This window comes from Psychrobacter sp. ENNN9_III (genome assembly GCF_001462175.1).
Classification (GTDB): Bacteria; Pseudomonadota; Gammaproteobacteria; order Pseudomonadales; family Moraxellaceae; genus Psychrobacter.
In genome coordinates this window covers 37,796-47,130 of record NZ_LNUO01000095.1, presented here as the reverse complement: position 1 = coordinate 47,130, position 9,335 = coordinate 37,796, and the positions used below count along the sequence as shown (strand labels likewise).

The following is a 9,335-nucleotide window of genomic DNA, read 5'->3' as shown; positions in this document are numbered from 1 at the left end:
CATAGAGAAAGTTTTACTATTAGCTGGCTTCTGGCTGGCTTTGAAGCGTCTTATAAGTAATTTCTAATATCTCTTGACACCATTCTGGTAAGTCATCCGCTACTTCATACCACATCCATGTACCTTCGCGCGAACAGCTAAGAATTCCTAGCTTTTTTAGGTGATTTAGGTGACGAGAAACCGTAGGCTGCGGTTGGTCAAGTAGATCTACCAATTCACATACGCAGCGCGATTCTTTATTAAATAGAATCTGGAACAACTTCAAACGAGTTGGGTCAGACAGTACTTTAAACAAATCAAGAGGCTGCATAGCAAAGTTGTTATTAGACATAGAGTATATTCCAAATAGATTGTCACGCTTACTTATGAATTTTATTCATCCTAATAAGAGAGAAGTTAAGTGGTTAATAAAATAGATAATCCATTACCCAGTAGTATCCGATAACTTACTATCTAATTAATTGAGTCATTAAAAAGCATTCATTCAGTAAAAAAATTGAAGCATAATTGTATGGGTTTGATAGAGACGATCAGTCTAGTCTTAGCTAGTCAAACTGCGTCTAGCTACAGACAAACATTAAATATTCAAACACTGAATATTTCAAACAGGCCGTCTATATATACATATAAAGTACAAACTAAAACAATAAAAAACATTTAAGCAACTGAAAACAATAATAACACAAAATATATATTTAGATATACAAGAATATTATATATATATCCACTTATCTCTATTTTAACACCGTTCATCGGGAATACATTAATATTTACGAATATATAAATATATTTTTTTATATTGTGACAGAGGTAAACTAATTTTTTTATATCTAATGTATTAATATCAATGCCTTAAACCTAAATACTCAAAACCGGTTAATATTAAAACAATTATTGTAAATGGTAATAATTATCGTTATTATAAACAACATTAACAAGCTATAGCGATAGGAGCAAATTATGTACGTATGTATCTGTAACGATGTAAAAGAGAAGCAAATTCAAGCAGCTATTGCTTCAGGAATCGATACCCTCGATGGCTTAAAAGACTCTCTTGATGTTGCTACCTGTTGTGGTTGCTGCGAACCTATGGTCAATGACTATTTAAATGAGCATCATGCCAAACTTGATATATTGGCTTATGCGGTTTAATAGATGCAATTGTTATGCCAATAAAAAGAAAGTCTTTGGTTCATGACAGTTAATTGACAAAGATAGATTTAAAATAAGACAGATTCCAAAAATGGACTGTTCATCACTAGCATGTAGTGACCTTTTACTCATCCTCATTTGCTATGTTAAGCTGTGCTTGACCTCTATTTGACCTTATTACAACAATTGCTCTTGCAACGATTCTAATTATTGTTCTCAACTGATATCTTATTATTAGTTCATAACGTTACAAGCCTTATCCCGCCTTTGTGCTACTATATTTATTTAGTACTATTAGATACTCTAGTAGCATATCTAATACATTTAAAGATGAGTAAATGACTTACGAAGACGTCTTTTTTGTGCTAATAGAGCAATTCTAAAATATATAAGAAGTTGTGCCAATCTAGGAACAGGAGTACACGTTATGATAGGTAGCCAAAAAGTCATTGATTATTTGAATTTTTTGTTGGGCGGTGAGCTTGCTGCACGCGATCAGTATTTTATTCATTCAGAGATGTATGCTGAGTGGCATTATGGCAAGCTGTACGATCGCATCCATCATGAAATGGAAGACGAGACTTTACATGCGCAGGCCATTATTCGCCGTATTTTGATGCTCAGCGGTACGCCAAAGATGAGCGTTGATGAGATTAAAATTGGGAGCACAGTTCCTGAAATGCTGCAGTTTGACCTTGATTTAGAGTATCAAGTACAGCAGCATCTAAAAGACGGTATTGCTCTGTGTGAAGAAGAGCAGGATTATGTTACCCGTGAGATGTTGGTCGAGCAGCTTAAAGATACCGAAGAAGATCATGCGCATTGGTTAGAGCAGCAGCTACGCCTTATCGATATGATCGGACTACCTAACTATCTGCAAAGCCAAATGGCGGAAGTGTCTCCTGATATTGTCTAGTATCGTCATACTGAGCTGCAATAATTAGAGCACGTATCAATAGATTGAATAGATTAGGGAGAGAAAATATGAAAGGGGATAAAGAGGTCATTCGCGCCTTAAATAAAGTACTCGGACAGTCATTAATTGCGATCAATCAGTACTTTTTGCATGCACGCATCGCTCGTCATTGGGGGCTTGAAGCGTTAAACGACAATTGTTACAAACAGTCTATCGCTGAGATGAAGTGGTCGGATGATTTGATTGCACGTATTTTGTTATTAGGCGGTCTGCCAAACTTACAAGATTATGGCAAGATGTTTATCGCAGAAGACGTACCTGAAATGATTGATTGTAACCTGCGTTTAGAAAAGCAAAAATTTGCTATTATCACTGACGCGATTACCTTATGTGAAACCCATCGCGATTATGTATCACGCCAGCTGTTGGTCACTCTAAAAGACGGTAATGAGGAATATGAAGACTGGCTTGAGACCCAAGAAGACTTGATACAAAGCATCGGGGTAGAGCGCTATATTCAGTCGCAAATGCATGACGACGACGCACCGTAAATAGCCATCATTTCGCTATACTTGCCAGCTTGTTTATTGAGTATCTCTCTTGGGATACATAAAAGGACAAGCTGGTATTTTTATGCCTATTTGATTCATGGTGATTTAATTCCTGTGGTTTTAGGCCCTTTAGATAGGTATCGACTGAACGCGTCACCCGCCCTAATAAAACACAACCTAGTATAAACCGCGACCATCTTCAGGCTTAAGTCGTAAAAAATACAGCCCTGATAAAATGGTCAAAATCCCCAGTATCCAATACGTCGTCTGAAACGCCGCCAGCGTATCTAGTCCAAAGCGCTCACGTAATAGGTTGAGCACCGCCGCCCCAAAGGCAATGCCAAAGCCAATTGCTAGCTGCTGATTGACTGCCATTAGGCTATTGCCGCTACTGGTCTGCGCGCCTTCCAAATCGCCAATGGTAATGGTGTTCATTGCGCTAAACTGCATAGAGTTACACGCGCCCATCACAATAAGCAGCGGGATAAACCATAGCCAATTATCAGGGTTGTCGAACTGTGCTAACACGATAATTAATAGGCCGATTAATAAAGTATTTAATACTAAAACCTTACGGTAGCTAAAGCGCTGGATGATTTTGCTGACCCAAGGTTTGATACCGATGGCACCAATGGCGATAGGCGCAAGCAGCCAGCCTGCCTGTGAGGGCGAGTACTCAAACACCACTTGTAATAAGAGCGGCAGTAAGAACGGCACAGCACTGATGCCCAAACGGGTAAATAAATTGCCCGTGATACCGATACGAAAGGTACGAATATCAAATAGGCTCAGTGGAAATAAAGGCGCGGGACGGCGTTTGGCATGTGCCAGATAAGCGCCTAGCAATACGCTGGCTGCCACCGCTAGCAGCAGACCATACACACCGCGGCCCACCTGCGAGCCAAACTCTACGGCGAGAGTAAATCCGCAAGCTGCTGCCGCAAACAGCCCAAAGCCTAACCAATCAAGGCGCTTGGTGTCTTCAAACAAAGCAGGCACCAGTTTTTTGCCCATAACAAACCCTAAAACACCCATCGGAATATTGATCAAAAATATCCAATGCCAACTGGCATACTGGACGATATAGCCGCCCAACACCGGCCCCACGAGCGGCGCAACCAAGGCCGGTATCACGGCAAAGTTCATCACGGTCAGTAGCTTGTTGCGCGGATAAGACTTGACCAATATCAAGCGCGCAACAGGCGTCATCATAGCCCCGCCAATCCCTTGTATCACCCGCGAGCCTATCAAAAAGTCCAGTGTTGGCGAAGCCGCGCACAGTAGCGAGCCGACAGAAAATATCACAATGGCGGTCAAAAAGATGCGCCGCGTGCCGTATTTGTCCGCCAAAAAGCCACTGATAGGGATAAAAATCGCCAACGTTAGCGCGTAGCTGATGACTGCCCATTGCATCTTAAGCGGAGACTCGCCCAATGCTTGAGCCATCTGTGGCAAAGAAGTGTTTAGGATGGTCGCATCTAATATCTGCATAAAAAGGGCTACCGCTAACACGTAGGGCAGGTATTTCTCTTGCGTTGGGGTTAGCGTTACCATGTGACTCTCATTGGATTTTTGATATTAAGACAAGCAAAACGGTCTGTTTATATAGTCAAACTAGAATAGGATTGGTACAGCTCAGACGAGCAAAGGGGTACAAATAGTACTATGAGCCGGACGAACACCCTAATGGTTTTATTGATGATAGGTGATAACCGATGCAAGGTGAGTAGTATAAGAAAGAGTGGCGCGAAATAACAGTGAATCAAGGTAGCGTTTTATAAAAGGCAGTATTGAAAGCACTACACTGATTACAAGAGAGAACTTTAATGTACAGGTAAGTTCTCGCTATAGTAAACCTTGTCTTGCCGCTTAAGTAACAAATAAGCGCATCGTATTCGCTGATAAAACATCGATAACTTTATAAACATGAACTAAGAACCCTATATTAAGGATATGTCATGAGTCAGGATAATAACCAGTCTAATAACAATACTAATGAGCAAAATGAGACCTACACACCGCCAAAAGTTTGGGTACAAGACAAAGACAATGGCGGCAAGTTTGCTAATATCAATCGTCCAACCGCCGGCGCGCGCTACGAGCAAGCGCTGCCTGTGGGCGATGCGCCTTTGCAGCTGTATTCGCTCAACACCCCAAATGGCGTCAAGGTAAATATCCTTTTAGAAGAGCTGGCTGAGCTGGGCGTCAAAGGCGCTGAGTATGATGCCTATAAAATTGATATCTCTGAAGGCGCCCAGTTTGGCTCAGGGTTTGTGGACATAAACCCCAACTCAAAAATACCAGCTCTAGTCGATCATGCCAATAGTGAAGCCGGCAAGCCTGTGGCGATTTTTGAGTCTGGCGCTATCATGATGTATTTGGCCGAAAAGTTTGGTAAATTTATCCCGCTATCTTTAGGAAAGGCGCGCGCAGATTGTCTGTCTTGGGTTATGTGGCAGATGGGTAGTGCGCCTTTCTTAGGTGGCGGTTTTGGGCATTTTTATGCTTATGCGCCTGAGCCTTTAGAGTATCCCATAAACCGCTATACAATGGAGACCAAACGCCAGCTTGATGTGCTAAACAAACACTTGAAACACCATAAATACATGGGCGGTGATGATGATGCTGATTACAATATCGCTGATATGATCATTTGGGCATGGTATGGACAATTAGTGCTTGGGAAGCTCTATGATGCCGCTGAATTTTTACAAGTAGATGAGTATGAGCATGTCAAACGCTGGGCAAAAAATATCGCTGAGCGTCCAGCAGTTAAGCGTGCTGTAGACTTAAGTTTAAAACCTATCGTTTAAACAACTGCTTGCTATTGATCTAAGATATTTTTTAAGGGTTTACGTTGTTTTGTTTAACTAAATTTTATTCGATAGCTGCTTTTACAATCGTGATTTTTATGAATCATTTGTATTTTAAGTGAGTAATAGTGTGTAGGCTGATTAATACAATATTGATCGGCCTTTTTATAAAAAATGATTGAAATAATTCTGATAACTGATTGAAAGTTGTTTGCTTGTGGCTTTACAGAATGATACATTGTAATAACAGACCGAAACGTCAGTGAGTTGAGGTGGCAAGTTACTGTGTTCATTGAGATTCATTTTTTATATTTCCTCTGTTGGTGAGTGAGAATTATGAAGGGTTTATTTTATAAGCCTATACAGTCAAATATGGCTGTAGGCAATAATGGTATGAAGTATAAAAATAATAAGAATAAATTGGCTTGGACAAACAGTATCTCGCGGGACAAAGCCCTTAGTGGTCCCTCTTTAAAAAGTATTTTTTCTATTAAAAAAAATAGTATCGTCGACATTATTAGCCATCAGTGCTATAGCAGTGTGTTCGACAAGTAGCGCAGCGGTTGAGCTGACGCATCAAGACTGGCAAGTAGCTTGTGACAATACGCGTACTTGCCGATTAGCAGGTTATCAAGCAGAAAACAGTGATTTTCCTATCTCTATATTACTCATGCGCCGTGCAGGTAGTGAGGCTAACGTCATGGGTAAAGTCAAGCTTGGCGGTGCCAAAGAAAGCTCTACCAAAGCGCTTCTGCAGCTGGGTAATCGTCATCGTATGTCGTTATTTATTGATGGTAAGGATTTGGGAGAAACCAAGCCTTTCTCAACAGTGGCAGGTGATGCAGAGCTGACCGCAACCCAAGTTGCCGCGTTACTTGAGGCGTTGACCAAATCTAGTAAGATTGAGCTGGTTATGCGTAACTCGCGTTGGCAGTTGTCTGACAAGGGCGCAATGGCAGTTATGATAAAGGCTGATGAAGCACAAGGACGAGTAGGGACGCCAAGTGCGCTAGTCAGTACCAATGGCGCAAGCAAGTCTAACAGTAATGTACTACCACCCAAACCTGCTCCTCAACTACGTCTCATAGTGCCTAATATTAGAGCCACCTCAAGCCGTAAAGAGAAGTTTAGTATGAAGCCCTCACAGTTATCTGCATTGACAAAAGGCACGATAGCGAATGTAGATACTGACTGCCCAAATCTAATGGATAAATCACCTTGGCGTATCAGTCGTCTGAATGGATCACAATTGCTAATTCAGCACAACTGCTGGATGGGTGCTTATAATGCAGGAACAGGAATGTGGGTCATGAATGATAAAAAACCCTATGATCCAGTGTTGATAACCACCGAGGCGACCGATTATGCAAATGGTAAGATCAGTTCTGTACAAAAAGGCCGCGGTATTGGTGATTGTTTAAATAAAACCGACTGGATATGGACTGGCAAGAATTTTGTAAAAAGTCATGAGAGTAGTACGGGGCTGTGCCGTATGATTGAAGCAGGCGGAGCATGGCAGCTGCCAACCTATGTATCTGAGGTCAATACCCTGCGTTAAGACAGCTCTATAGATTTACGAAACCCTATTTTTAATTAATAAGCATCATGTTTTTATCGATGCATTAAAAAATAGGTACTGATAGCAGTTTCATTATGCTATACTACGTCGCCACGAAAGTTTAAGCTTTCGTGAATTATGAGATTGATAACATCGCCTGCGATTTTGGGTCTAGGATTGACCATTAGTAATTGTTGCCGATGATTTTGTGTACTTAAATAACGTTTTATAAAACGTCAGTTATTTTTGACTCATATCTTATCTATTGCCCTATGATTGTGGGCTAGATTGGTTGTTATTCGCCCTTATCTGCTTTGGATAAAGCATCGATAATGCGCCTATATCAGACAAGGATAAGACACTCGGCACTACCACCAAAATACGTCAGACAGCATGCACGCATTTATTGTAAAAGCTTAGCTTTAGCAGCTTGGCTTTTAATTATCGACACTTTTTTGTGTTTCGGTAATGTTCAATAAAGGCTGCGTGGTGAACGGTTATCAGTGGTATGCATCAAGCTTGCTGAATGTACAGCAGCTTATACTTACCAAGGATCCTCATGACTGATATCTTATCTACCATCGCCGCTGAAAACGGCATCATCGAAAGCACCGATACTCCAAACACTGACATCTCTAACACGGACGCCACTGCTCAAGCAGCAACAGACGCGGCCTCAGAAGACCAAACAACCTTTAGCGATCTTAATATTGCCAAGCCAATTTTGACGGCGCTTGATCGTATTGGTTATACCAATCCAACACCTATCCAAGCACAAGCCATTCCTTTTGCTCTACAAGGTCGTGACTTATTATTGTCCGCGCAAACCGGTAGTGGTAAAACTGCCGCTTTTGTCATCCCAGTACTCGATCGCCTAAGCCGTGCCACCAGCTTTGATAAGCTCACCAAAGCCCTTATCCTAACGCCAACTCGTGAGCTTGCTCAGCAAGTACATGACAGTGTGCGCACGTACTCAAAAGACATGCGCGGTCTATTCTGTGTGCCGTTGGTCGGCGGTGCGCCATACAATGGTCAGATCACAGCCTTAAGAAAAGGCGTACAGGTCATTGTCGCCACGCCAGGTCGTTTACTTGACCATATCAAAGCAGGCCGTGTCGACTTATCTAACCTTGAAGTACTTGTGCTTGATGAAGCAGACCGTATGCTAGACATGGGTTTTGCTGATGACATCAGTGATATCTTAAGCGCTGCGCCAACGGATCGTCAGACGATTATGTGTTCAGCCACTTGGGATGGTCCTGTCGGCAAAATCGCCGCTAGCTTTACTAAAAACCCTGAGCGTGTGTCTATCAAAGTTGAGTCAGCACATATCGAAGAAAAAGTATACTACTGTGACGACTTTGAGCACAAAAACAGACTGCTTGATAAAGTCGTTTGCCAGCCAGAGATGGAGCAAATCATTATCTTTGCCGCAACCAAACGTAGCACGGAAAAGCTGGCCAAATCGCTACAAGAGCAGGGCCATAAAGCAAGCTTCCTACATGGCGACTTGCCGCAAAGCAAACGTAATCGTATCGTGCAAGACTTGCGTAATGGTAAATGCAAAATCTTAGTGGCGACTGACGTTGCTGCCCGTGGTCTCGATGTGCCAGCCATCTCTCACGTCATCAACTATGACTTACCGCGTCAAACTGAAGACTATGTCCACCGTATTGGCCGCTGTGGCCGTGCTGGTCGTACAGGTGTGGCTATTAGCTTATGTAGCATGGATGATCGTCCACAGCTAAACGCTATTAATCGCTACTTAGATCGTAAAATGGAAGTCTGTGTCATCGAAGGCATGGAGCCAAAGAAAACTTACGTACCGAGTGAAAATAAAGGCCGCGGTCGTGGCCGTGGTCGCGGACGTTCTAACGGTGGTGGTCAAGGCCGTGGCCGTTCAAGCGGTGGTTATGCTGGCAAGTCTACTGGTGGTCGTTCAAGTGATCGCGCAGCTACCGGTCAACGCGCCAGCAACGACAGTGGCTATCAAGGCAAACCAAATGAGCGCTCAGGCGGCAAACCATACCAAGGTAAGCGCAGTGATCCTAACCGCGGTGACGGTAATAGCGCACCGCGCGGTGAACGTGCCGCTTCTGGTCGCGGTCGTCCAAGTGGTAGTCAAGGTCGTCCAGCCAATCGCTCTGACAGCCGCGGTCAAGGTCGTCCAACTGGCGGCAACCGTGGTAGAAACTCGTAATAACGTTAGTTTTAATGGCTAATCACGGTTTATAGTAAAGCCGCTCATTTGGCCCTATAGTAAAGCTGTAAAAAGCCAGATACGTGTTATCTGGCTTTTTTGTGTCTATTCAATTTAGAATTTGGCCAAATAGCAGCTTGCACCT

Annotated in this window: 8 protein-coding genes; 6 read left to right on the top strand and 2 right to left on the bottom strand. The window is 42.7% G+C overall.

The window, feature by feature from the left end; genetic code table 11:
- Positions 1-19 precede the first annotated feature (19 nt).
- Positions 20-331 carry an ArsR/SmtB family transcription factor gene (locus PENNN9_RS06265; RefSeq protein WP_058368843.1) on the bottom strand — a complete coding sequence of 104 codons (312 nt, stop codon included), beginning with the start codon at positions 329-331 and terminating at the stop codon, positions 20-22.
- Between the two features lie 629 nt (positions 332-960).
- Between PENNN9_RS06265 and PENNN9_RS06260 the strand changes: the two genes are divergently transcribed.
- The 3 genes from PENNN9_RS06260 to bfr (PENNN9_RS06250) all read left to right on the top strand — a co-directional run bounded on the left by PENNN9_RS06260 (position 961) and on the right by bfr (PENNN9_RS06250) (position 2,619).
- A complete protein-coding gene (locus PENNN9_RS06260; protein WP_058368842.1) occupies positions 961-1,152 on the top strand; it encodes a bacterioferritin-associated ferredoxin in 192 nt (63 codons plus the stop codon).
- 427 nt (positions 1,153-1,579) lie between these two features.
- Positions 1,580-2,068, top strand: coding sequence for a bacterioferritin (gene bfr / locus PENNN9_RS06255; RefSeq protein ID WP_058368841.1), 489 nt, complete (start codon positions 1,580-1,582; stop codon positions 2,066-2,068).
- Positions 2,069-2,136: 68 nt separating this feature from the next.
- Positions 2,137-2,619, top strand: coding sequence for a bacterioferritin (bfr, locus tag PENNN9_RS06250; protein ID WP_058368840.1), 483 nt, complete (start codon positions 2,137-2,139; stop codon positions 2,617-2,619).
- Positions 2,620-2,796: 177 nt separating this feature from the next.
- Here the strand turns inward: bfr (PENNN9_RS06250) and PENNN9_RS06245 are convergent, their stop codons facing one another.
- On the bottom strand, positions 2,797-4,173 hold the full coding sequence (locus tag PENNN9_RS06245) for a DHA2 family efflux MFS transporter permease subunit (RefSeq protein WP_058368839.1): 1,377 nt from the start codon (positions 4,171-4,173) through the stop codon (positions 2,797-2,799).
- A 404-nt stretch (positions 4,174-4,577) separates the two neighbouring features.
- Here PENNN9_RS06245 and yghU point away from each other — a divergent pair, with 404 nt between their 5' ends.
- From yghU to PENNN9_RS06225, 3 genes are all read left to right on the top strand, one after another.
- Positions 4,578-5,432 carry a glutathione-dependent disulfide-bond oxidoreductase gene (yghU, locus tag PENNN9_RS06240; protein ID WP_058368838.1) on the top strand — a complete coding sequence of 285 codons (855 nt, stop codon included), beginning with the start codon at positions 4,578-4,580 and terminating at the stop codon, positions 5,430-5,432.
- A gap of 538 nt (positions 5,433-5,970) precedes the next feature.
- Positions 5,971-6,990 carry a DUF1176 domain-containing protein gene (locus PENNN9_RS06230; RefSeq protein ID WP_058368836.1) on the top strand — a complete coding sequence of 340 codons (1,020 nt, stop codon included), beginning with the start codon at positions 5,971-5,973 and terminating at the stop codon, positions 6,988-6,990.
- A gap of 559 nt (positions 6,991-7,549) precedes the next feature.
- Positions 7,550-9,190: a DEAD/DEAH box helicase gene (locus tag PENNN9_RS06225; RefSeq protein ID WP_058368835.1), complete on the top strand. Its 1,641-nt coding sequence runs from the start codon at positions 7,550-7,552 to the stop codon at positions 9,188-9,190.
- Positions 9,191-9,335: the final 145 nt, after the last annotated feature.

Excerpts from the sequence above, each read along its gene's own strand:
- PENNN9_RS06265 (WP_058368843.1), bottom strand. The coding sequence starts at position 331 with ATGTCTAATAACAACTTTGCTATGCAGCCTCTTGATTTGTTTAAAGTA.
- PENNN9_RS06260 (WP_058368842.1), top strand. The coding sequence starts at position 961 with ATGTACGTATGTATCTGTAACGATGTAAAAGAGAAGCAAATTCAAGCA.
- bfr (WP_058368841.1), top strand. The coding sequence starts at position 1,580 with ATGATAGGTAGCCAAAAAGTCATTGATTATTTGAATTTTTTGTTGGGC.
- bfr (WP_058368840.1), top strand. The coding sequence starts at position 2,137 with ATGAAAGGGGATAAAGAGGTCATTCGCGCCTTAAATAAAGTACTCGGA.
- PENNN9_RS06245 (WP_058368839.1), bottom strand. The coding sequence starts at position 4,173 with ATGGTAACGCTAACCCCAACGCAAGAGAAATACCTGCCCTACGTGTTA.
- yghU (WP_058368838.1), top strand. The coding sequence starts at position 4,578 with ATGAGTCAGGATAATAACCAGTCTAATAACAATACTAATGAGCAAAAT.
- PENNN9_RS06225 (WP_058368835.1), top strand. The coding sequence starts at position 7,550 with ATGACTGATATCTTATCTACCATCGCCGCTGAAAACGGCATCATCGAA.